We start from the raw sequence: 22,606 nt of genomic DNA, 5'->3' as shown, positions 1-22,606 counted from the left end.
CCGCCGAGCCCGTCGGCGGGGCGGACGGCGGCGCGGCCCTCGGCGTCGACGGCCAGCCGCAGCGGCGCGCGCGCCAGCAGCCGCTCCAGGTCCGCCGCGGCGGCCGCGGGGACGTCGGTGCCCGTATGGGCCGTGCAGACGTCCCGCAGGGCCTCCCGCAGCGTCAGGACGTCGGCGAGCGCGCCCGCGTCGTAGCCGAGCCCGGACAGGCCGCGCCCGCGCGCCCAGCGGGCGGCGTCCTCCGTGGTCCGCAACTCCTCGGCGCCGCCCTCCAGGTCCACGGTGTTGACCAGGTCCTGTACGAGCTGCAGCGCTTCGGGCGCGGGACTGCGTACTCCGGGCTGCTCCACCCTTGTCACGTTACCGCTGCTCCGCCATCATGAAGTAACGGTTACCGCTACCTACCCGTAAGCCGGTAACACTTCCGACGAAAGGACCCGCCATGATCGGCCGGCTCAGCGCCGTCGTCCTCGACTGTCCCGACCCCGCAGCCCTCGCCGCCTTCTACGCCGAGCTGGTCGGCGGCACCGTCGAGGTCGAGGACGAGGAGTGGGTGGACCTCAACCGCGAGGGGGGCCAGCGGCTGTCCTTCCAGCTCGCCCCCCGGCACCAGGCGCCCTCCTGGCCCGACCCGGAGCGCCCGCAGCAGTTCCACCTGGACATCGCGGTACCGCGCGCCGAGATGGAGGACGCGGACAAGCAGGTACTCGCGCTGGGCGCGACCCTGCTGGAGGACGACCTCGGCGGCAGCCGCAACTGGCGGGTCTACGCGGACCCGGCCGGGCACCCCTTCTGCCTCTGCGCCTGCTGAGACCGGTCAGCCGGCGGGCTGCACCATGACCGAAGGACCCCGCTTCACCCGGAGCACGACCGCCGCGGACTCCGCGTCGCGCAGCACCCGCACCGCGTTGTGCCAGGTCAGCTTGGCGAGGTCGGCATCCGACCAGCCGCGGCGCAGCAGCTCGGCGATCAGGTTCGGGTAGCCGGCCACGTCGGTCAGGCCGTCGGGCGTGAAGGCCGTGCCGTCGTAGTCGCCGCCGATACCGACGTGGTCGACGCCGGCCACCTCCCGCATGTGGTCGAGATGGTCGGCGACGGTCGCCGCGGTGGCGGCCGGGCGCGGGTGCTCCGCCTCGTACGCGCGCTGCACGGCCATCCCCGCGGGCGTGGTGTCCAGCGGGTGCAGGCCGTGCGCGCGCATGTTGGCGTCGGCCGCGGCGGTCCACTCGATGGCCGCCGGCAGGATGAACTTCGGGACGAAGGTGGCCATGGCCACGCCGCCGTTGGCGGGCAGCTGGGCGAGCACGTCGTCGGGGATGTTGCGCACGTGGTCGCAGACCGCGCGGGCCGAGGAGTGCGAGAAGAGCACCGGCGCCTCGGCCACCCGCAGGGCGGCGCGCATGGTGTCGGCGGAGACGTGCGAGAGGTCCACCAGCATGCCGAGCCGGTTCATCTCCCTGACGACCTCCTCGCCGAAGGCGGTCAGGCCGCCCGCGGCGGGCTCGTCGGTGGCCGAGTCCGCCCACGGGGTGTTGGTGTTGTGGGTGAGCGTCATGTAGCGCACACCGAGGGCGTGGAAGGCCCGCAGGACGGCCAGCGATCCGTCGATGCTGTGGCCGCCCTCGGCGCCCATCAGCGAGGCGATACGGCCTCTGCCGCGGGCTTCCTCGAGGTCGTCGGCGGTCAGCGCCAGCGCGAGGTCGTCCGGGTAGCGCTCGGTCATCCGGTGGACGACGTCGATCTGCTCCAGGGTCGCGGTGACCGCGTCGGCGCCGGACAGCTCCACCGACACGTAGACCGACCAGAACTGCCCGCCGACGCCGCCGGACCGCAGCCGCGGGATGTCGGTGTGCAGGCGGTCGCTCTGGTCGGCCGCGATGTCGAGCCGGTCGAGGTCGTAGGAGACCTGCTCGCGCAGCGCCCACGGCAGGTCGTTGTGCCCGTCGACGACGGGGTGGGCGGCGAGCAGGTCACGGGCGCGCGCGAGGAAGTCCATGCAGGCCAGCCTATGCGGCGGCGTGCACCGCAGAGGTGCGGACGGCGACGCCGCAGTACATTGCGACGCCGCCGTACATTGCCGAGCAGCGCGGGGCCTACTGGGCGAAGCCGAAGCCCGCCGCGCCGGTGACCTTGGCGCGCAGCCGCCGGCCCTTCTCCGTGGCCTGCTCGTTCAGCGACGCCTGGAAGTCCCGCATCCGCGCCTGCAGCTCCACGTCGTGCGCGGCCAGGATGCGGACCGCGAGCAGCCCCGCGTTGCGCGCCCCCGCCACCGAGACGGTGGCGACCGGCACACCGGCCGGCATCTGCACGATGGACAGCAGCGAGTCCATCCCGTCGAGGTACTTCAGCGGCACCGGTACCCCGATGACCGGCAGCGGGGTGACGGAGGCGAGCATGCCCGGCAGATGCGCGGCGCCGCCCGCGCCCGCGATGATCGCCTTGAGCCCGCGGTCGGCGGCCTGCTCGCCGTAGGCGATCATCTCGTGCGCCATGCGGTGCGCGGAGACGACGTCGACCTCGAAGGGGACGTCGAACTCCTGCAGCGCGTGGGCCGCGGCCTCCATCACCGGCCAGTCGGAGTCGGAGCCCATGACGATGCCGACCACGGCTGCGGTCGGCTCCCGCGCTTCACTCATCGATCGTCCCTCGCAGATAGTCGGCCGCGTGACGGGCGCGCTCGCGCACGTCGGGCAGGTCGTCGCCGTAGGTGGTGACATGGCCGACCTTGCGGCCGGGCTTCACGTCCTTGCCGTACATGTGGATCTTCAGCCCGGGGTCGCGGGCCATGCAGTGCAGGTAGCCGGCGTACATGTCGGGGTAGTCGCCGCCGAGCACGTTGGCCATCACCGTCCAGGGGGCGCGTGGCCGCGGGTCGCCGAGCGGCAGGTCGAGGACCGCGCGCAGGTGGTTGGCGAACTGCGAGGTGGCGGCGCCGTCCATCGTCCAGTGGCCGCTGTTGTGCGGGCGCATCGCCAGCTCGTTGACCAGGATGCGGCCGTCGGCGGTCTCGAACAGCTCGACGGCGAGGTGGCCGACCACGCCCAGCTCGGCGGCCACCGTCAGCGCGAGGCGCTGCGCCTGCGCGGAGAGCGCCTCGGACAGTCCGGGCGCGGGCGCGATCATCGTGTCGCACACCCCGTCGACCTGCACGGACTCCACCACCGGATAGGCCACCGCCTGGCCGTGCGGCGAGCGCACGACGTTGGCCGCCAGCTCCCGCACGAAGTCGACCTTCTCCTCGGCGAGCACAGGCACGCCGGCGCGGAAGGCGTCGGCCGCGTCCGCCTCGGCCCTGACGAACCACACGCCCTTGCCGTCGTAGCCGCCGCGCACGGTCTTCAGGACCAGCGGGTACCCCGCGGTCTCCGCGGCGAACCGGGTGACGTCCGCCGGGTCGGCGACGATCCGGTTGCGCGGGCAGGGGACGCCGATCTCGGCGAGCTTGGCCCGCATGACGCCCTTGTCCTGCGCGTGCACCAGGGCGTCGGGGCCCGGGCGCACCGCGACGCCGTCCGCCTCCAGGGCGCGCAGGTGCTCGGTCGGCACATGCTCGTGGTCGAAGGTGATCACGTCGCAGCCCTGTGCGAAGGCCCGCAGGGTGTCGAGATCGCGGTAGTCGCCGACGGTGACGTCCGCGGCGACCTGCGCGGCCGAGTCCTGTGCGGTGTCGCTGAGAATCCTGAACCTGATGCCGAGCGGGATGCCGGCCTCGTGGGTCATACGGGCGAGCTGGCCGCCGCCGACCATGCCGACTACAGGGAATGTCACGTTGTTTCCTGCCGGTGGTGCACGGGGGCGGGTCCCCCGCTGATGGCCCTACCAGGGTATAGGCCGCACGACCGCCCGAACGCCGGACGTCTCCACGGTGATCTCCCGGGGGCGGTTAGCATGAGGGACACCAAACCCTCGCCGGCGCCCCGCGCCACCGACCCACGATCCACGACCCCCCACAGACAGGGCCACGATGACCGGATTCACCGCCCTGCGCGGCAAGCTGGCCCTGATGTACCGCGAGATCGCGAAGTTCGGTGCGGTGGGCGGCGCCGGGGTCCTGGTCAACATCGGTGTCTTCAACCTGGTCCGGCACAACACCGGGCTGCAGACGGTACGCGCCAGCGTGCTGGCGACGCTGGTGTCCATCGCGTTCAACTACGTGGGGTTCCGCTACTTCACCTACCGGGACCGCGACAAGGCCGGCCGCACCAAGGAGCTGGGGCTCTTCCTGCTCTTCAGCTGCATCGGCCTGGTGATCGAGAACGGCGTGCTGTTCGTGGCCACGTACGGCTTCGACTGGGACAGCCAGCTGCAGAGCAACGTCTTCAAGTTCCTCGGCATCGGCATCGCGACGCTTTTCCGCTTCTGGTCCTACCGCACCTGGGTCTTCCGGGCGATCCCCGCGCGGGACGCGGTGGAGCAGGCCGAGTCGTTCCTGGCCGCCGACGACGGCGCGGACGCGGACGCCGCCGGCTCTGCCGAGGACCGTCGCAGGCGGCGGACGGCCGACGCCGACCGGCGCGGCTGACCACCAGCTCGCTCAGCTCACTCCGCTCGCTCAGCTGACGATGTCCTCGCGGGGCGGCGGCGGCTGCATCTCGCGGGCGAGGAAGAGCGCGAAGACCGGCGGGTGCTGCTGGAGCAGTTCCAGCCGCCCGCCGTCGGCCTCGGCGAGGTCGCGGGCGAGCGCCAGGCCCAGGCCGGTGGAGTTGCGGCCGCTGACCGTCCGCTCGAAGACCCGCGCACCCAGGTCGGGCGGCACCCCGCGGCCCTCGTCCGTCACCTCGACCACCGCCTGGTTGCCGGTCACCCGGGTGCGCAGGCCGACGGTGCCAGAGCCGTGCATCAGCGAGTTCTCGATCAGCGTGGCCAGCACTTGGGCGACCGCGCCCGGGGTGCCCACCGCCCGCAGCGCGGGGGTCCCGGAGCGCACGATGGCCCGCTTCTCGTTCTGATACGCCGGGCGCCACTCCTCGACCTGCTGCTTGATCACCTCGTCGAGGTCGAAGTAGACCGCGGAGCCGGTCCGCGGGTCGCGCGCGTTGGTCAGCAGCCGCTGCACCACGTCGGTCAGCCGCTCGACCTGGCCGAGCGCGATCGTCGCCTCCTCCTTGACCGTCTCCTGGTCGTCGGTGGCCACGATCTCCTCCAGCCGCATCGACAGCGCGGTCAGCGGGGTCCGCAGCTGGTGCGAGGCGTCGGAGGCGAGCCTGCGCTCCGCGGTGAGCATCCGCCCGATCCGCTCGGCGCTGGCGTCCAGAACGTCGGCGATCCGGTCCAGCTCGGGCACCCCGTAGCGGCGGTGCCGGGGGCGCGGGTCGCCGGAGCCGAGGCGCTCGGCGGTCGCGGCGAGGTCGCTGAGCGGGCTGGCCAGCCGCTTGGCCTGGCGTACGGCGAGGCCGACCGCGGCCAGCACGGCGAGCAGCGCGACGGCGAGGATCACCAGCAGATTGCGGCCGATCTCCTCGCTGACCGTGGAGCGCGGCTGCTCCACGGTGACGGACTCGCCGTGGTCGCCGCGCTGGGTGGAGGTGATGACCTTGCCCTTGGGAGGGCTGCCGAGGGTGACCTGCGGACGGCCCGGCACCCGCACCACGGCGTAGCGGTCGGCGGCGATCTGCCGGTCGAGCCCCTTGGCGTCGATGCTCTCACCGGCCAGGATGCGGTTCTCCACGATCCCGACCAGCCGCACCGCCTCGGACTCGACGCCGTCGCGCGCGCTGCTCTCGATGGTCCTGGTCTCCACGAAGACCAGGGACAGCCCGAAGACGGCGATGACGACGAGCACCACGGCCAGCGTGGAGGAGATCAGACGGCGGCGCACGGCGGTGGCGGGTCAGTTCTTCTCGAACCGGAAACCGACTCCGCGCACCGTGGAGATGTACCGCGGGTTGGCCGCGTCGTCGCCCAGCTTCTTGCGCAGCCAGGAGATGTGCATGTCCAGGGTCTTGGTGGACGACCACCAGGTGGTGTCCCACACCTCGCGCATCAGCTGCTCGCGGGTGACGACCCGGCCGGCGTCCCGTACCAGCACCCGCAGGAGGTCGAACTCCTTCGCGGTGAGCTGCAGTTCGTCGTCGCCCATCCAGGCGCGGTGCGACTCGACGTCGATCCGCACCCCGTGGGTGGACGGCTGCGCGGGCTCCGTGGTGCCGCGCCGCAGCAGGGCGCGGACCCGGGCCAGCAGTTCGGCCAGCCGGAAGGGCTTGGTCACGTAGTCGTCCGCGCCGGCGTCCAGGCCGACGACCGTGTCGACCTCGTCCGCGCGGGCGGTCAGCACCAGCACGGGGAAGGTGTGGCCCTCGGTGCGGATACGCCGGCACACGTCGAGGCCGTCCATCCCGGGCAGGCCCAGGTCGAGCACCACCAGGTCGACGGAACCCAGCAGCGCCGCCTCCAGCGCGGTGGGTCCGTCCTCGCGCACCTCGACCTCGTAGCCCTCGCGGCGCAGTGCGCGCGCGAGCGGTTCCGAGATGGATGCGTCGTCCTCGGCCAGAAGTACGCGGGTCATGGGCTTGATGGTAGTCCGGACCCCCGGGGTGCGAGGTGGTGGTACACCGCTGTCCGTTCACGCCCCCCGCGGCGGCCCCGCCGCAGCCCCGTGGCACCGGTGCGGCGGCCGCCGCACCGGCCGCCGGCGGTCAGGACAGCGGCCACGGGCGGGCGGTGGCGCCCAGCCTGTTCCAGGCGTTGATCACGGTGATCGCCCAGATCAGCTCGGCCAGTTCCCTGTCGTCGAACTGCGCGGCGGCGCGGGCGAAGACGTCGTCGCCGACGTGCCCGTCGGTGAGCCGGGTGACGGCCTCGGTCAGTTCGAGCGCCGCCCGCTCGCGTGCGGTGAAGAACGGCGTCTCGCGCCACACCGGCAGGGCGTAGAGGCGGCGTTCGCTCTCGCCGCCATCGCGGGCGTCCCGCGCGTGGGTGTCGACGCAGTAGGCGCAGCCGTTCAGCTGCGAGGCGCGGGCGCGGACCAGTTCGAGCAGCGGGGCTTCGAGGCTGACGTCCCGGGCGGCGGCGTCCAGCGCGTTCATGGCGCGGTTGACGTGCGGGACGAGGGTGTCCACGGCGAGGCGGACGGCGGGGACGACGAGGTCCTGGGCGGGGGCTGCGGGGGTGGTGACGGCGGTGGTCTCAGTGCTGGTCTCAGTGCTCATGCCAGTGAATCTACGGGCCGGGTGGATCGTGGGTAAGGTCCACTTTCATGGATGATTCCTGGCCCACTTCCGCGGACGGCGAGCACCGGGAGACCGGTGTGGACCTGCATCTCGACCTGCCGCCCGGCAGCTCCCACGGCCGCAGGGCAGGCCTTGAGCGGGCGCTGCGGGACGCCGTGCGCGACGGCCGGCTCGCCCCGGGCAGCCGGCTGCCGTCCAGCCGCAGGCTGGCCGCCGAGACCGGGCTGTCCCGCGGCACGGTCAAGGCCGCCTACGACCAGCTCACCGCCGAGGGCTACCTGACCGCCCGCCAGGGCTCGGGCACGGTGGTCGCCGCCCGCCCGCAGGGGCCGTCGTCCGCGGTACCCGGCAAGCCTGCCGGTACCCGGCCGCCACGCCACGACCTGCGGCCCGGCAGCCCCGACGTCACGTCTTTCCCCACCTCCGCCTGGCTGCGCGCCACCCGCCGCGCGCTGGCCGCCGTCCCGTCGGCGGCCTACGACTACGGCGACCCGCGCGGCAGCGTGGAACTGCGGTCGGCGCTGGCCGAATACCTCGGCAGGACCCGCGGGGTGGTCGCGGAGCCGGACCGGATCGTGGTCGTGTCCGGCTACGTGCAGGGCCTGGCGCTGCTGACGGGGGTGCTGGGCGGCTCGGGAGCCGGTCCTGACGGGCGCGGCGGACCCGTGGTCGGCATGGAGGACCCGGGGCTGCCCTTCCACCGCGAGGTGGTGCGGCGGGCCGGCGGCCGGGTCGTGCCCGTACCGGTCGACGAGCGGGGCGCGGGCGCGGACCTGCCGCGGATGGACGCGGTGGTGGTCACCCCGGCCCACCAGTACCCGACCGGCGTCACCCTCCACCCGGCCCGCCGCCACGCGCTGACCGCCTGGGCGCGGGCGAGCGGCGGCCTGGTGGTCGAGGACGACTACGACGGCGAGTTCCGCTACGACAGGCAGCCGGTGGGTGCCCTGCAGGGCACCGCGCCCGACCATGTCGTCTACCTCGGCACCGCGTCCAAGACGCTGGGTCCCGCGCTGCGGCTCGGCTGGATGGTGCTGCCGCCGCACCTGGTGCGACCGATCGCCGAGGCGAAGCTCTACAGCGACCACCACACCGGCACCGTGGGCCAGTTGACGCTCGCCGGGCTGATCGCCGACCACGCCTACGACCGGCACGTGCGCGCCGCCCGGCTGCGCTATCGGCGGCGCCGCGACCTGCTGGTCGACCGGCTGGCCGGCGCCGCGGTGGGCACCGGCGTGCGGGTGCGGGGCATCGCGGCCGGGCTGCACGCACTGGTGGGCCTGCCGCAGGGCGGCCCGGACGAGGCGGCGGTGCTGCGCCGGGCGGCCGCCGAGGACCTCGCCGTCGGCACCCTGGGCGCGCACTGGCACACCGCGGACGCCACCGGCCGTCCCCAGGGCCTGATCGTCGGCTACGGCACCCCGGGCGAGGGCGCCTACCCCGCGGCCCTCGCCGCGCTGGGTCGGGTGCTGCGCCCGTGAGCGGACCGGCCAGCGGACGGGCGAAGGCGCGGCATATTGCAGCGGACACGCGTGCGTACCGGGAAAGGCTCCGTGCATTGCCGCGTGCCCGGGGGCGTACCGCTGATCAGGAGGGTGCCGCCAGCTCTGCCCAGACCGTCTTGCCCGGCTGGTCGCCGCTGCGGATGACGCCCCAATCCAGGCACAGGCGCTGGACTATGAACATGCCGTGGCCGCCGGGGCGCCCGGCGCGGTGCGGGGTGCGGGGTGCGGGTTCACCGCCGCCGCCGTCGACCACTTCCAGGCGCAGCGACTTGGGGCTGCGGCGCAGCAGCAGTTCCTCGGGGCCACCGGCGTGCAGGCAGGCGTTGGTGACCAGTTCCGACACCACGAGCAGTACGTCCTCCGCTGCGGCCCTGCGGTCGTCGGTCGCAGCCGGCAACCAGCCCCAGTCGTGCAGCGCTTGGCGGGTGAAGTCCCTGGCCCGCGGCACTATGCCGCTCTCGCCGGTGAGCCGGAGCCGTCGCGTGAACTCCGCCTCACGGGATTCCGCCTCCGGCGCACCGGCGGAACCGCCTGTTCCCGGGCCACGGTCATCCGCGGCGGAGGGCCGGGTGGTGCTCATCTAGGCCTCACCTCACGGATGTACGACTGCGTCCGACCTACTTCTGCCCGAAGGATCTCCCGGAACACGTCCGGGCGACCACGAAACCCCGGGTGCCGCACGGCACCTTCCGCACCTTCTGCCCCCGTCCACATCCAGCTACTCCCGGAGTGCCTGGTCAAGTGAGTCGTGCACGGTGAAGACCGCCTCCGCGCCGGTGATCTCCAGCACCCGGGCGACGGTCGGCCGCATGGCGGCGAGGTGGACGGCGCCGCCCTCCGCCTCGGCACGCAGCCGCGCGCTCAGAAGGACGTTGAGACCCGTCGAGTCGCAGAACTCCAGCCGCGAGCAGTCGATCACGAGCCGGGTCGCGCCGGCGTCCATCGCCTCGCCGAGCGGCTCGCTCAACAGATCCGCGGTGTGATGGTCGAGCTCTCCCGCCGGAGTGAAAACCGCGGTCCGGCCATGCTGCTCGACCTCGACATGCAACCGGCCCAGACCGGCGGTGTCGACCGCTTCGCGGTCCATTCGCACTCCTTCGCCCTTCGTGACGACGCGATTCACGACCCTAACCGTTTCGCAGGTGCGGCGGTAGTCGTACCTGCGGCAGGAGAATGCGGGCGGACAGGGGCGTTCTCACACACGATGACGACATATACGCGGTGTGTGAACGAGCATTCGCGGCAAAACTCCCATGCCGTCCTCAGAACTTGCGACGCCCCCGCCAACAGGCGTAGGGGTGGAGATACGGCATAGGCACAGCCGACCGCCGCAATGAGAGGGAGGACCATATGGCACCCCGGCTCGGCCTGGATCACGACAACCATGTGCTGGAGCAGTTCGAGGCGCTTGAGGGGCTTCCGGAGATTCCCCCCTACGACGAGATCGGGCCGGTCGACGCACGTGCCCTGTCCAAGACCCTCTTCGCCCGCCTGCACGGGCTCGAGGAGGGCACCGGGGAGTACGCATACGTCCGCAACACGCTGGTCGAGCTCAACCTGGCCCTGGTGAAGTTCGCCGCGTCCCGGTTCCGCACCCGCAGCGAGCCGATGGAGGACATCATCCAGGTCGGCACGATCGGCCTGATCAAGGCGATCGACCGGTTCGAGCTGAGCCGCGGGGTCGAGTTCCCGACCTTCGCGATGCCGACGATCGTCGGTGAGATCAAGCGCTTCTTCCGCGACACCAGCTGGTCGGTGCGGGTGCCGCGGCGGCTGCAGGAGCTGCGGCTGGACCTGGCGAAGGCCGGCGACGAGCTGGCGCAGCAGCTGGACCGCACGCCGACCGTGCGCGAGCTGGCCGCGCGGCTGGACCTGCCGGAGGACGAGGTCATCGAGGGCATGGCGGCGAGCAACGCCTACACGGCCAGCTCGCTGGACGCCCAGCCCGCCGAGGACGACCCGGAGGGCGCCCTCGCGGACCGGATCGGCTACGAGGACCACGACCTCGAAGGCGTCGAGTACGTCGAGTCGCTCAAGCCCCTGATCGCCGGGCTGCCGCAGCGCGACCGGGCCATCCTGTCGCTGCGCTTCGTCGGCAACCTGACGCAGGCCGAGATCGGCGACGAGCTGGGCATCTCGCAGATGCACGTGTCGCGGCTGCTCACCAGGACGCTGTCACGGCTGCGCCGCGGGCTGCTGGTCGAGGAGTAGGCCGCTGTCCCTGCGCCACTCGCGCAGTACGCCGTCCTTCCACACCGCCGCCGCCAGGGGCACACCAGGGCGGTAGGCCAGGTGAACGTGGCTGGGCGCGTCGAGCAGCAGCAGGTCGGCGCGGGCGCCGGGGGCGATCCGGCCGATGTCCTGGCGGCGCAGGGCGCGCGCACCGCCGTGGGTGGCGGCGTGCACCGCTTCGTCGGGGGTCATGCCCATGTCGCGGACGGCGACGGCGACGCAGAACGGCATGGACGTGGTGAAGGACGAGCCGGGGTTGCAGTCGGTGGACAGCGCGACCGCGGCACCCGCGTCGAGCAGCCTGCGGGCGTCGGGGTAGCGGGCGCGGGTGGAGAACTCCGCGCCGGGCAGCAGCGTCGCCACGGTGGTGTCCGCGGCGCTCGCGAGCGCGTCGACGTCGGCGTCGGTCAGGTGGGTGCAGTGGTCGGCCGATGCGGCGCCCAGCTCGACGGCGAGCTGGACGCCGGGGCCGTGGCCGAGCTGGTTGGCGTGCACCCGCGGGGTCAGGCCGCGGGACATGCCCGCGGTGAGGACGGCGCGGGCCTGGTCGCCGTCGAAGGCGCCGCGTTCGCAGAAGACGTCGACCCAGCGCGCGTGCGGGGCGCAGGCGTCCAGCATCGCGCCGGTGACCAGGGCGACGTATCCCGCCGGGTCGCCGGCGAACTCGGGGGCGACGACGTGGGCGCCGAGGTAGGTGACCTCGTCGGTGTGCCGGGCGGCGATCTCCAGGGCGCGGGCCTCGTCGTGCACGGTGAGGCCGTAACCCGACTTGGTCTCCTGGGTGGTGGTGCCCTGCCGGAGCGCCTCGCCGAGGAAGCGGGTGAGGGTGGCGGCGATGTCCGCGTCGGTGGCGGCGCGGGTGGCGGCGACCGTGGTGCGGATGCCGCCCGCGGTGTACGGACGGCCGGACATCCTGGCGGCGAACTCGGCGCCGCGGTCGCCGGCGAAGAGCAGGTGGGAGTGGGAGTCGACGAAGCCGGGCAGCAGCGCGCGGCCGCCGGCGTCGAGGCGGTTGTCAGTGGCGGGTGCTTTCCTGGCATCACCGACCCAGGCGACGCGGTCGCCGTCGATGACGACGGCCGCGGCGCCGGGGATCAGCCCGAGGGGGTCGCGGCTGCCGCCGCCGGTTGCGGAGAGGGAGGGGTCGTTGGTGACCAGGCTGCCGATGTTGGTGATGACCGTGCTGGTCGCCTTGCCGGTCGCCTTGGCGGTCGTCGTCATCGCTCGTGCTTTCACTGGCCGGTACGGGGAGGACCGCTGGGGGGAGGTGCGGTCCTGGCGGGATCCCGCGGCCGTGGCCGGCCGCGGGGACGGGTCGGGGGTGCGGGTCAGCCGCGGAGGGCGCCGATCGCCTCGGCCAGCGCGGCCGGCACGTCCTGGACCAGCTGGTGCCGCCCGTCGCGGACGATGTGCCGGCCCGCCACCACGGTGTGCCGTACGTCGGCCGCGGTCGCCGCGAATACCGCGGTCTCGCCGGCCAGCCGGGGCGGCGGCCCCGCGGTCCTTACGGAGTCCAGCGCGACCGTGGTGAAGTCGGCGAGCGCGCCCGCCTCCAGCCGGCCCGCGTCGGGCCACCCGAGGCTCGCGTGGCCGTCCTCGGTGGCCGCACGCAGCAGCTGGGCCGCGGTCCAGTGGCCGCGGGTCCTGGCCCGCAGCCGCTCGTTCAGCTCCACCGCGCGCGCCTCCTCGAAGAGGTCGATCACGGCGTGGCTGTCGCTGCCCAGGCTCATCGGGCTGCCGGCGCGGCGCAGTTGCGGCGCGGGGCCGATGCCGTCGGCCAGGTCCCGTTCGGTGGTGGGGCACATGCACACGGTGCTGCCGCCGGCGCCGAGCAGGGCGATGTCGCCCGCGGTGAGGTGGGTGGCGTGCACGGCTGTCGTGTTGCGCCGCCAGAAGCCGGAGTCGGCCAGCAGCCGGGTCGGGGTGCGGCCGTGCAGCGCGAGGCAGGCGTCGTTCTCCGCGGTCTGCTCCGACAGGTGGACGTGGGTGGGCACCTCGGCGGTGCGCTCGGCGAAGGCCCGGAAGCCGTCGCGGTCGGAGAAGGCCCGTACCGAGTGCACGGCCGCGCCGACCTTCGCGTGGCCCTCGCCCTTGAGCTTGGACCAGCGGTCGTACCAGCGGTCGGCGGTGCCGTCGCCGAAGCGCAGCTGCGGCCCCTCCAGCGGGCGGTAGCCGGTGCGGGTGAAGCCGCCGTGCAGATAGGCGGTGTCCAGCAGCGTGATCCGGATGCCCGCCTCGCCGGCGGCGGCGATCAGGGCCTCGCCCATGGCGTTGGGATTGTCGTAGGGCGTGCCGTCGCCCTGGTGGTGCAGGTAGTGGAATTCGCCGACGCAGGTGATGCCGGCCAGCGCCATCTCGGCGTAGACGGCGCGGGCGAGAGTGAAGTAGCTGTCGGGCTCCAGCGCCCGCGCCACGTCGTACATGACGTCGCGCCAGCTCCAGAAGGACGTCGGCGCCGACAGGGCGCCTGGCGCCCGCCCGGCTCCGGCGCGCGAACCGGCGCCGGCTCCGGCTCCTGCGCCGATCTGCGCGGTGCCGCGCAGCGCCCGGTGGAATGCGTGGCTGTGGGCGTTGGCCAGGCCGGGCAGGGTCAGGCCGCGCAGCACCTCCGCGCCGGCGGGCGGGCGTTCGACTCCGGTGCGGACCTCGGCGATCCGGTCGTCGACCACGGTCAGGGCGATGCCGGGCTCGGGGTGTGTGCCGAGCCAGGCGTGTTCCAGCCAGTACGTCACCTGCACGCGAGACCTTCCAATACGTCGGCGAGCGCGGACACTCCGGCGAGACAGTCCTCCTCGGCCGCGCTTTCAGCCGGGGAGTGCGAGACGCCGGTCGGGTTGCGTACGAACAGCATGGCGGTCGGGACGGCCGCGGAGAGGATTCCGGCGTCGTGTCCCGCGCCGGTCGGCAGCACGGGGACCGGCACACCCGCTCCGAGCAGGGCCGCAAGCCGGTCACGCAGGTCGTGGGCGAACTCCACCACCGGGGTGAACGACTCGCGCACCACGCTCACCTCGACGCCGTCCCGGGCGCCGCGCTCCCTGGCCGCCTGCTCGATCGCGGCCACGACGCCGTCGAGCGTCTCCTCGTCCGCGGCCCGCGAGTCCAGCCAGCCGCGGACCTGCGAGGCGATGGCGTTGACGCCGTTCGGCTCCACCGCGACCTTGCCGAAGGTCGCCAGCGCGCCGGCCAGGCGGGCCTTCTTCCTGGCGGCGAGGACCGTGGTGGCGTAGGTCAGCATCGGGTCGCGGCGGTCCTCGATGCGGGTGGTGCCCGCGTGGTTGGCCTCACCGCGGAAGTCGAAGCGCCAGCGGCCGTGCGGCCAGATCGCCGAGGCGACGCCCACCGGCCGGTCCAGCAGGTCGAGCGCACGGCCCTGCTCGACGTGCAGCTCGACGAAGGCGCCGACGCGGGCCAGCCGTTCGGGGTCGGGGCCGATCGCGTCCGGGTCCTGCCCGGCCTTCTCCATGGCCTGCGCGAGGCTGACGCCGTCGGCGTCGACCAGCTTCCTGGCGTCCTGCGGGGCGAGGCCGCCCGCGGTCAGCCGGGACCCGACGCAGGCCAGTCCGAAGCGGGCGCCCTCCTCGTCCACGAAGTTGACGACGGCCAGCGGCCGCCGCGGCCGGGCGCCGCGGGCGCGCAGGTCGTCGAGGGCGGCGAAGGACGACACGACGCCGAGCGGCCCGTCGAAGGCGCCGCCGTCGGGGACGGAGTCCAGGTGGGAGCCGGTGACGACGGCGTCGCCCGCCGCGGGATCGCCCAGCCAGGCCCACTGGTTGCCGTTGCGGTCCGTCTCGTAGGCCAGTCCGCGGTCCTCTGCCTGGGCGCGGAACCACGCCCGGCAGTCCGCGTCCGCCGGCGTCCAGGCGTAGCGCCGGTAACCGCCGGAGCCGGTGTGCCGGCCGATCACGGCCAGCTCCCGCCACATCGCGGTGAACTCGGCGCCCGCGGCGGTGGACGTCACGAGGACTCCCGCATCGGGACCCGGACGTCGCGCTCGGCGGCGATCTCGGCGGCCCGGTCGTATCCGGCGTCGACATGGCGGATCACACCCATGCCCGGGTCGTTGGTGAGCACCCGGCGGATCTTCTCGGCCGCGAGGGCGGTGCCGTCGGCGACGGTGACCTGCCCGGCGTGGATGCTGCGGCCGATGCCGACGCCACCGCCGTGGTGGATCGACACCCAGGACGCGCCGGAGGCGACGTTGACCATGGCGTTGAGCAGCGGCCAGTCGGCGATGGCGTCGGAGCCGTCGAGCATGGCCTCGGTCTCGCGGTACGGGGAGGCGACCGAGCCGCAGTCGAGGTGGTCGCGGCCGATCACGAGGGGCGCCTTGAGCGTGCCGTCGGCGACCATCTCGTTGAAGCGCTCGCCCGCCCGATCGCGCTCCCCGTAGCCGAGCCAGCAGATACGGGCCGGCAGGCCCTGGAAGTGGACGCGCTCGCCGGCCAGCCTGATCCAGCGGGCCAGCGACTCGTTCTCCGGGAAGAGGTCGAGGATGGCCCGGTCGGTGCGGTGGATGTCGGCGGGGTCGCCGGACAGCGCGGCCCAGCGGAAGGGGCCCTTGCCCTCGCAGAACAGCGGGCGGATGTAGGCGGGGACGAAGCCGGGGAAGGCGAAGGCGCGCTCGTAGCCGGCGAGCTGGGCCTCGCCGCGGATGGAGTTGCCGTAGTCGAAGACCTCGGCGCCCGCGTCCTGGAAGCCGACCATCGCCTCGACGTGGCGGGCCATCGACTCGCGGGCGCGCTGGGTGAACTCGGCGGGCTTGGCAGCGGCGTAGTCGGCCATGTCGGCGTGCTCGACGCCGAGCGGGAGGTACGCCAGCGGGTCGTGGGCCGACGTCTGGTCGGTGACGATGTCGATGGGGGCCTGCATGGCCAGCAGCTGCGGGACCAGCTCGGCTGCGTTGCCGAGGATGCCGATGGACAGCGGGCGGCGGGCGTCGCGGGCCTCGGTCGCCAGCTGCAGCGCGTGGTCGAGGGAGTCGGCGCGCACATCGAGGTAGCGGTGCTCGATCCGGCGCTCGATGGCCCGCGGGTCGACGTCGACGCACAGCGCCACGCCGCCGTTCATGGTGACGGCGAGCGGCTGGGCGCCGCCCATGCCGCCCAGGCCCGCGGTGAGGGTGATGGTGCCGGCGAGGGAGCCGCCGAAACGCTTGGCGGCGACCGCGGCGAAGGTCTCGTAGGTGCCCTGCAGGATGCCCTGGGTGCCGATGTAGATCCAGGAACCCGCGGTCATCTGGCCGTACATCGTCAGGCCGAGTGCTTCGAGGCGGCGGAACTCCTCCCAGGTGGCCCAGTCGCCGACCAGGTTGGAGTTGGCGATCAGCACGCGGGGCGCCCACTCGTGGGTCTGCATGACGCCGACCGGGCGGCCGGACTGGACCAGCATCGTCTCGTCCTGCTTCAGGCCGCGCAGGGTGCGGACCATCGCGTCGAAGGAGTTCCAGTCGCGGGCGGCCTTGCCGGTGCCGCCGTAGACGACGAGTTTGTCGGGGTGCTCGGCCACCTCGGGGTCGAGGTTGTTCTGCAGCATGCGCAGCGCGGCTTCCTGCTGCCAGCCCAGGGTGCTCAGTTCCGTACCGCGCGGCGCGCGTACCGGCCTCGGTCCCGTCATCGGTGCGGCCTCCTCGTCATGGCATTGAATATTCACATCCTGACTAGATGAATAGCTCTAGTCAACAAGGCCCGCGCCCCTGCCGCCGGGGCGGTACGGGGCGACTGCGGTAGCGGTGCGGCGGGGCGGGATGGTGGGATGGCGTCCATGACGGACGAGGCGGCGGTACGCCGGCAGGACGCGCTGCGCTCAGCAGTGGACATCGGCCTGGTCAGCGAGGCAGAACCGGTCGTGGGACTGCTGGACGTCGCCGGCATCCGGCAGGCGGCGACCTCCCTGCGCGCGGCCTTCGCCACCCCCGGGGTCGCCGTCGAGCACACCTTCGCTGTGAAGGCCGCCTCCCTGGTGCCCGTCCTCGCGCTGCTCGGGCAGTACGGGCTCGGCGCCGAGGTGGCCAGCCCCGGTGAACTGGCCCTGGCCCGCGCCGCCGGCATCCCGCCGGAACGCACCGTGCTCGACTCCCCCGCCAAGACCACCGCGGAGCTGCGCGAGGCGCTGGCCCTCGGTATCGCGGTCAACGCCGACAACCCGCAGGAGATCGCCAGGATCGACGCCCTGCTGGCCGCGGGACCCTCCGCCTCCCCGATCGGGCTGCGGGTCAACCCGCAGGTCGGCGGCGGCAGCATCGACGCGATGAGCACCGCGACCGCCACCTCGAAGTTCGGTGTGGCGCTGCGCGACCCGGGCGCCGAGGAATGGGTGCTGCGCACCTACGCCGAGCGGCCCTGGCTGAACCGCCTGCACACCCACACCGGCTCCCAGGGTGTACCGCTACCGCTGATGGCCGCCGGCGTCCGGGCCGCCTATGACCTGGCGGAACGCATCAACGCAGCCGCGGGGCGCCGCCAGGTCACCGTCCTGGACATCGGCGGCGGCCTGCCCGTCAACTTCGGCTCGGACGCCATCACCCCGACCTTCGGCGACTACGCCGACCTGCTGCGCGCCGAGGTCCCCGGCCTCTTCGACGGGCGCTACGGCATCGTCACCGAGTTCGGCCGCGCCCTGCTCGCCAAGCACGGCACGATCCTGGCCCGGGTCGAGTACGCCAAGTCCGCCGGCGGGCGGGCGATCGCCGTCACCCACGCCGGTGCGCAGGTCGCCACCCGCACCGTCTTCGCCCCTGAGGCCTGGCCGCTGCGGGTCCTCGCCCTGGACCCCGCGGGCCGGCCCAAGGGAGGCGACCCGGTGGTCCAGGACGTCGCGGGACCCTGCTGCTTCGCCGGCGACCTCGTGGCCCGCGGCCGCGAACTGCCGCGGCTGGACTCCGGCGACCATGTCGCGCTGCTGGACACCGGCGCCTACTACTTCTCGACGCACTTCGCCTACAACTCGCTGCCCCGCCCGGCCGTCTGGGCCTACACCGCCGTGCCCGGCGCGGCCCCCGTCTTCGCCCCGGTCCGCCCGGCCCAGTCCACGGCCGACCTGCTGGCCGAGAGCGGCGCGGGCCTGCCCCCGCTCACCCCGTAGGCCCCCGGGTCGCGCATCCCGGGCCGGCGGCTCAGCCCCTGCGGCGGGCGCCGCCGGGCGCCGCGTCGCCGGCGGCTATGCCGGTGAGCTGGTAGGCGGCGGGGTCGCCGTCGGGGCGCACCCACAGCAGTGCGTCCTTGCCGCGCTCTATCCGGGCCAGCCGCAGCGACCTGGCGAGCAGCCCTGCGCCGATACCGCCCAGGAGCATGCCGCCCGCGCAGGGCAGCGCCGCCGAGGACGCGGCCGCGACGACGAAGGCCGCGGCCAGCCACCACCGCCGCCGCTGCGCCCAGGCCCGGGCGGTCACCTTGCGGTCCTGCAGGAAGACCGACTTCGCCGCCCTGGTCGCCGCCTCGGCCCGGGCGGTGTGCCGGCCGCCGCGTATCAGGAAGGCGGCCACCGCCGCGATGACGAAGAGCGCGGCACCGGCCATGACACCGATCCGCCGCCCGGTCGGGCTGAAGGTCACCGCCGTCCCCGGCACCGCCGCGACGACGCCCAGCCACCACAGCCAGGTCCCCGCCGTCCGTACCGCCACCGCCACCCGCGCCAATGTGTAGGCCTCGCGCACCATCGCGCCTCCTCCTCCGCCGCCGTGTCCACGCGCACGGCATCGCCTGACAGGTGCTCGGGAGGTTACTTCGGAATTCTCAGATTTTCGTTAAGACGTACGCAATCCGCCGGCCCCCGTTCAGCTGCCGGCGCCCGCCGTCAGCCGGCGCCGGTCGTGAGCTGCGGTCAGCCGCCGTGAGCCGCCGTTACTCCACGAAGACCCCGCGCGCCGCGGCCTGCGCGTCGAACTCCTCCAGCCGCGCCTGCGCCTCGGGCAGTTCGTCGCACATCGACTCCAGCAGCACCCGCCCGAGCAGCATCGGCGCGCACGCGGTGTCGAACGCCAGGCCCGTCCCGACCGCGGCCTGCAGCAGCAGGTCGCTGTGCGCGGCGACCGGCGCGAACGCGCTGTCAGCCACGGTGACCACGGTCAGCCCCGCCTCCCGCGCGAGGACCAGCGCGTCGATCACCTCCCGCGGATGCCGGGGCAGTGCGAAGCACAGCAGCGCGCTCGCCCCCGCCCGTGCCGCCGCGTCGATCCGGTCGGCGAGCATCGTGCCGCCCTCGTCCAGCAGCCGCACGTCCGGGTGCACCTTGGCCGCGAAGTACGCGAAGCCGCGGGCCTGCGCCCCGGCCGCCCGCAGCCCGAGCACCGGCAGCGGCACCGAGCCGGCGAGCACCGCACCGGCCCGGGCGACCGGCCCCGGATCGGCGAGCAGCGCCGCGAGATGCCGCAGGTTCTCGATCTCGGCGTGCACCGCTTGCTGGTACTCGTTGCAGCCCGCCACGTCCGGCGCCGCCGACACCGGCGCCACCTCGCGCAGATGCCTGCGCAGCGCCGGATAGCCGTCGAAGCCGAGCGCCACCGCGAAGCGGGTCACGGACGGCTGGCTGACGCCCGCGAGTTCGGCCACCTCCACGCTGGACAGGAAGGGCGCGTCGGCGGCCCTGCGCACCAGGCAGTGCGCGATCCTGCGCTGGGTGGGGGTCAGCCGGTGCGCCTCGAAGAGCTTCAGCAGCCGGCCCGCGGCGCCGCCGGCCGCCCCCGCGGTCCCGTGCTCGCCCCCGGCCGCGTTACTCATCGCCGTCCATCCCTGACCCCGTCCACCGGCACTTATTCACTCGCCCAAGACTCTGCATGACCGTATGCAGTTCGGCAAGAGCCGGGACCGCGCCCGTCGGCGTCACAGCAGCAGCGCTGCCAGGCCCTGCACCCCGGGCAGCACCCGCGCACCCGCGCACTGCCAGTAGGGCTGGCCGGCCTGGGCGTGCACCCCGTACACCGCCGTCGCCTCGAGCAGCACCGCGAGCGCGCCGGGCACGGATATGACCAGGGCGAGGCTGCCCTGCCAGCAGTCCACGCCTCGCCGGCCCTCCCGCCGCGCCGTCCTGAACAGCAGCCCGCACACCCCCAGTCCGGCCGCACCGCACACCAGTGCCGCATACGCGAGGGCGAACAGCGGCCAGGGCACAGCCAGTTGATGGCACAGCTCATCCGCGCGATTGCCCCGCCGGTCCTCCAGCAGCGCCGCGCCGACCAGCAGCAGCACGCCCAGCAGCACCAGGCCCGGCACCGCCAGCACCCGCCGGCGCCACTCGGGCGCCGGCGGCGGCCGCCACACCCGCACCGCCGCTCCCCCTGCTTCCCCGCCCGCGTCCGCCCCGCCCGCGTCCGCCCCGCCCGCGTCCGCCCCGCCACCTCGCTCATGCCCGCCCCCACTCTCCCCGGTTCCCCCGTCGACCGGCCCGCCACCCGGGCCGCCGGTCACTCACTGCTGTCTCAGCGTAACCGAAAGGACCGGACAGGTGATCGACACCTGTCCGGCCCTGTGGATAACTCGGCTACCGCCGAAGAACCCGCAGCTCAGCGCTACCGGGACTTGTCCAGCTCCGGGTCGCGCACACCATCGGTTCCGCCCGGCCCGCCGGCACCGCCCGGGACCCCCGCCCCGGCCACCGCGGGCTCGGCGGCCCGGTCGGCATGTCCGGGCCACCACGCTGCGTGACCGATCAGGGCGGTGAGGCTCGGCGTGAAGAACATCGCCATCACGAAGGCCGCCATCACGATGCCGAAGGCGACCGCGAAGCCCATCTGGGTCAGGAAGGCGTTGCCCGACAGCATCAGCGTGCCGAAGGTCGCCGCCAGGATCAGACCCGCGGCGCCGATCGTCGGACCCGCGTGCCGCAGCGCCATGTTGGCCGCCTCCCGCGGGCTGCGGCCCTCCTGGGCCTCTTCCCTGAGCCGCGCGATCATCAGGATGTTGTAGTCCGTGCCGATCGCGACCACGAACAGATACATGATGATCGGCAGCAGGAAGATCAGCCCGTCGCCGCGGCCGAAGATCAGCACGGTCGTGCCGAGGGTCGCGCCGAAGCCGAGGCCGACCGACGCGATCAGGTACCAGGGCGCCACCACGCTGCGCAGCAGCAGGCCCAGGATGAGCATGATGAGCACCGCGGCCACCGGGAAGACGGTGCGGTAGTCGTGGTTGACGGCGGCGTTGATGTCCTTGAAGACCGACGAGGCACCGCCGACGAAGGCCTCGCTGCCGGGCGGCGCGTTCTCGTGCGCGACCGTCCTGACGCCGCCGACCGCCTTGATGGCCTGGTCGCTGGCGGACTCGTACTTGAGCGTCACGGTGAAGTTGGCGGTGGTGCCCGCCTTGTTCAGGTCCGTCTTCTTGTCGAAGCTGACGTCCGCGACGCCGTCCGCCCCGCGCAACTTGTCGGCGTACGCGGTGAAGTCGGCGGTCAGCGGCTTGCCGCCGGTGCTGGTGAGGTAGACGTTGGTCGGCTCAGCGGCTCCCGCGGAGTACGCCTTGGCCAGGGTGTCCTGGACGACCATCGACTCCTTGGTCTTGGGGATCGAGCCGGACGCCAGGTCGTAGGACGCCTTGTAGCCGAGGGTGCCCAGGGCGAGCAGCACCATCACCAGGCCGGAGACGATCGCGACCATGCCGGACCTGCGGCCGACGAGCTTGCCGATGGCGGCGAAGCGGGTGCCGCTGGGCTCCTGGTGCCACTTCTTGCCGGGCCAGAACAGGGCGCGCGGCGGGATCACCGAGCAGATCGCCGGGAAGAGCGTCAGACCGGCCACCAGGGTGACGGCGACCAGGATGGCCAGCGCCGGGCCGAGCTGGGTGAGGAAGCCGAGGGTGGACAGTGCCAGCGCGCAGAAGGCGATGATGACCGCGCCGGCTGCCGAGGCGATGGCCTCGCCCACCCGGGTGACGCTGTTGATCATCGCTTCCTTGGGCTCGTCGCCCGCCCGCAGCCGTTCTCGGTAGCGGAACATCAGGAAGAGGAAGTAGTCGGTGCCGACACCGAGCACCACCACGATCAGCAGCGCGGAGATCGAGCTGTTGGCCTGGAGTCCGAAGACCTTGGTCGCGTCGGCGATCAGCGCGTTGGAGACCGTGAAGACCACGCCGAGCAGCAGGATCAGCGGCATCACGGCGATCAGCGGGGACCTGAAGATGATCGACAGCGTGATGATGATGATCAGCAGTGAGCCGATGAGCGCGACGGCGTCCGAGGTCTTGCCCGCGTCCTGCTGGTCCAGGTTCTGCGCGGCCTGGCCGCCGACCTGCACCTTCAGTGCGGTGCCCTTGGCCAGTGCGGTGGAGTCGTCGCGCAGCGCCTTGGCGGCGTCGGCCTGCTTCGGCTGGCCCTGCGACTTCTTGTCCATCTGGACCAGCGCGGTCTCGAACTTGCCGTCCTTGGACAGCGAGCCGTCGACGACCTTCTGGACCTCTTCGATCTTCTTCTGGCCGAGTTCCTGGGTGATCCTGGTGATGTCGGCCTTGTCGGTCGCCGTCAGCTTGCCCTGGTCGGCGCGCTGGTAGAGCACGATCGCCGACGGGGTGAAGGCCGAAGGGAAGGCCTTCTCCTGCAGGTTCATGGCCTTGATCGACTCATAGCTGCTGGGCAGGAAGCTGCTCTCGTCACTGTTGGACGGCAGGCTGGGCGCCGTCGCGATGATCGCGACGGCCGCGATCACCCACGCGACGATGGTCCATACGGGATGGCGGACGACTGTGCGTCCGATGCGGTGGAACATGCGGT

The 22,606-nt window shown here is 73.2% G+C and carries 22 protein-coding genes; 5 read left to right on the top strand and 17 right to left on the bottom strand.

Translation table 11 applies throughout. The features are described 5' to 3' along the window. Positions 1-350 (bottom strand): ABATE domain-containing protein (locus tag NFU81_RS40360; RefSeq protein ID WP_251502262.1); only part of this gene is annotated, 350 nt, incomplete at its 3' end. Positions 351-442: 92 nt separating this feature from the next. On the opposite strand from NFU81_RS40360, the gene NFU81_RS40355 reads away from it, so the two are divergent. Continuing rightward, positions 443-811 carry a VOC family protein gene (locus tag NFU81_RS40355; RefSeq protein ID WP_251502260.1) on the top strand — a complete coding sequence of 123 codons (369 nt, stop codon included), beginning with the start codon at positions 443-445 and terminating at the stop codon, positions 809-811. A gap of 6 nt (positions 812-817) precedes the next feature. Here the strand turns inward: NFU81_RS40355 and NFU81_RS40350 are convergent, their stop codons facing one another. The 3 genes from NFU81_RS40350 to NFU81_RS40340 form a co-directional block, all read right to left on the bottom strand. After that, positions 818-1,996, bottom strand: coding sequence for a dipeptidase (locus tag NFU81_RS40350; RefSeq protein ID WP_251502259.1), 1,179 nt, complete (start codon positions 1,994-1,996; stop codon positions 818-820). A 97-nt stretch (positions 1,997-2,093) separates the two neighbouring features. Continuing rightward, entirely contained in the window at positions 2,094-2,636 is a 543-nt protein-coding gene (gene purE / locus NFU81_RS40345) for a 5-(carboxyamino)imidazole ribonucleotide mutase (RefSeq protein WP_251502257.1), read from the bottom strand. Beyond that, on the bottom strand, positions 2,629-3,768 hold the full coding sequence (locus NFU81_RS40340) for a 5-(carboxyamino)imidazole ribonucleotide synthase (RefSeq protein WP_251502255.1): 1,140 nt from the start codon (positions 3,766-3,768) through the stop codon (positions 2,629-2,631). Before NFU81_RS40340 ends, purE begins: the two co-directional genes overlap by 8 nt. 196 nt (positions 3,769-3,964) lie before the next feature. Between NFU81_RS40340 and NFU81_RS40335 the strand changes: the two genes are divergently transcribed. Further along, a complete protein-coding gene (locus tag NFU81_RS40335; RefSeq protein ID WP_251502253.1) occupies positions 3,965-4,522 on the top strand; it encodes a GtrA family protein in 558 nt (185 codons plus the stop codon). Between the two features lie 30 nt (positions 4,523-4,552). Here NFU81_RS40335 and NFU81_RS40330 read toward each other — a convergent pair whose 3' ends face one another. The 3 genes from NFU81_RS40330 to NFU81_RS40320 all read right to left on the bottom strand — a co-directional run bounded on the left by NFU81_RS40330 (position 4,553) and on the right by NFU81_RS40320 (position 7,148). Then, the gene (locus NFU81_RS40330) at positions 4,553-5,818 is read right to left on the bottom strand and encodes an ATP-binding protein (RefSeq protein ID WP_251502251.1); all 1,266 of its coding nucleotides are present in this window, start codon (positions 5,816-5,818) and stop codon (positions 4,553-4,555) included. Positions 5,819-5,830: 12 nt separating this feature from the next. Next, positions 5,831-6,505: a response regulator transcription factor gene (locus NFU81_RS40325; RefSeq protein ID WP_073497961.1), complete on the bottom strand. Its 675-nt coding sequence runs from the start codon at positions 6,503-6,505 to the stop codon at positions 5,831-5,833. A gap of 130 nt (positions 6,506-6,635) precedes the next feature. Continuing rightward, entirely contained in the window at positions 6,636-7,148 is a 513-nt protein-coding gene (locus tag NFU81_RS40320) for a carboxymuconolactone decarboxylase family protein (protein WP_251502249.1), read from the bottom strand. Positions 7,149-7,195: 47 nt separating this feature from the next. On the opposite strand from NFU81_RS40320, the gene pdxR reads away from it, so the two are divergent. Beyond that, positions 7,196-8,650, top strand: coding sequence for a MocR-like pyridoxine biosynthesis transcription factor PdxR (pdxR, locus tag NFU81_RS40315; protein ID WP_251502247.1), 1,455 nt, complete (start codon positions 7,196-7,198; stop codon positions 8,648-8,650). 106 nt (positions 8,651-8,756) lie between these two features. On the opposite strand, the gene NFU81_RS40310 is transcribed toward pdxR, so the two are convergent. Both NFU81_RS40310 and NFU81_RS40305 read right to left on the bottom strand, forming a co-directional pair. Next, positions 8,757-9,254 carry an ATP-binding protein gene (locus tag NFU81_RS40310; protein ID WP_251502245.1) on the bottom strand — a complete coding sequence of 166 codons (498 nt, stop codon included), beginning with the start codon at positions 9,252-9,254 and terminating at the stop codon, positions 8,757-8,759. 138 nt (positions 9,255-9,392) lie between these two features. Further along, positions 9,393-9,761 (bottom strand): STAS domain-containing protein, encoded by a 369-nt coding sequence (locus tag NFU81_RS40305; protein ID WP_251502242.1) that lies wholly within the window; start codon positions 9,759-9,761, stop codon positions 9,393-9,395. A 263-nt stretch (positions 9,762-10,024) separates the two neighbouring features. On the opposite strand from NFU81_RS40305, the gene NFU81_RS40300 reads away from it, so the two are divergent. Continuing rightward, positions 10,025-10,885, top strand: coding sequence for an RNA polymerase sigma factor SigF (locus tag NFU81_RS40300; RefSeq protein ID WP_251502240.1), 861 nt, complete (start codon positions 10,025-10,027; stop codon positions 10,883-10,885). Here NFU81_RS40300 and hutI read toward each other — a convergent pair. The 4 genes from hutI to hutU all read right to left on the bottom strand — a co-directional run bounded on the left by hutI (position 10,850) and on the right by hutU (position 16,522). Then, on the bottom strand, positions 10,850-12,127 hold the full coding sequence (hutI, locus tag NFU81_RS40295; RefSeq protein ID WP_251502239.1) for an imidazolonepropionase: 1,278 nt from the start codon (positions 12,125-12,127) through the stop codon (positions 10,850-10,852). The two genes, NFU81_RS40300 and hutI, sit on opposite strands and share 36 nt — an antisense overlap. A 107-nt stretch (positions 12,128-12,234) precedes the next feature. After that, a complete protein-coding gene (locus NFU81_RS40290; RefSeq protein WP_251502237.1) occupies positions 12,235-13,644 on the bottom strand; it encodes a formimidoylglutamate deiminase in 1,410 nt (469 codons plus the stop codon). Continuing rightward, positions 13,635-14,831 carry an allantoate amidohydrolase gene (locus NFU81_RS40285; protein WP_251502288.1) on the bottom strand — a complete coding sequence of 399 codons (1,197 nt, stop codon included), beginning with the start codon at positions 14,829-14,831 and terminating at the stop codon, positions 13,635-13,637. The genes NFU81_RS40290 and NFU81_RS40285 overlap by 10 nt, the downstream gene beginning before the upstream one ends. 32 nt (positions 14,832-14,863) lie before the next feature. Next, a complete protein-coding gene (hutU, locus tag NFU81_RS40280) occupies positions 14,864-16,522 on the bottom strand; it encodes a urocanate hydratase (RefSeq protein ID WP_251502235.1) in 1,659 nt (552 codons plus the stop codon). A gap of 147 nt (positions 16,523-16,669) precedes the next feature. Here hutU and NFU81_RS40275 point away from each other — a divergent pair, with 147 nt between their 5' ends. Next, positions 16,670-17,989, top strand: coding sequence for a type III PLP-dependent enzyme domain-containing protein (locus NFU81_RS40275; RefSeq protein WP_251502287.1), 1,320 nt, complete (start codon positions 16,670-16,672; stop codon positions 17,987-17,989). A 31-nt stretch (positions 17,990-18,020) separates the two neighbouring features. Here NFU81_RS40275 and NFU81_RS40270 read toward each other — a convergent pair whose 3' ends face one another. The 4 genes from NFU81_RS40270 to NFU81_RS40255 all read right to left on the bottom strand — a co-directional run bounded on the left by NFU81_RS40270 (position 18,021) and on the right by NFU81_RS40255 (position 22,601). Beyond that, on the bottom strand, positions 18,021-18,563 hold the full coding sequence (locus NFU81_RS40270; protein WP_251502233.1) for a hypothetical protein: 543 nt from the start codon (positions 18,561-18,563) through the stop codon (positions 18,021-18,023). A 184-nt stretch (positions 18,564-18,747) separates the two neighbouring features. Continuing rightward, the gene (locus NFU81_RS40265; RefSeq protein WP_251502231.1) at positions 18,748-19,623 is read right to left on the bottom strand and encodes a MurR/RpiR family transcriptional regulator; all 876 of its coding nucleotides are present in this window, start codon (positions 19,621-19,623) and stop codon (positions 18,748-18,750) included. Positions 19,624-19,725: 102 nt separating this feature from the next. Then, positions 19,726-20,169 (bottom strand): hypothetical protein, encoded by a 444-nt coding sequence (locus NFU81_RS40260; RefSeq protein ID WP_251502229.1) that lies wholly within the window; start codon positions 20,167-20,169, stop codon positions 19,726-19,728. A gap of 242 nt (positions 20,170-20,411) precedes the next feature. Then, positions 20,412-22,601: an MMPL family transporter gene (locus tag NFU81_RS40255; protein ID WP_251502227.1), complete on the bottom strand. Its 2,190-nt coding sequence runs from the start codon at positions 22,599-22,601 to the stop codon at positions 20,412-20,414. Positions 22,602-22,606: the final 5 nt, after the last annotated feature.

This window comes from Actinacidiphila cocklensis, assembly GCF_907177275.1.
Classification (GTDB): Bacteria; Actinomycetota; Actinomycetes; order Streptomycetales; family Streptomycetaceae; genus Actinacidiphila; species Actinacidiphila cocklensis.
This window is presented reverse-complemented; position numbering and strand designations above follow the sequence as displayed.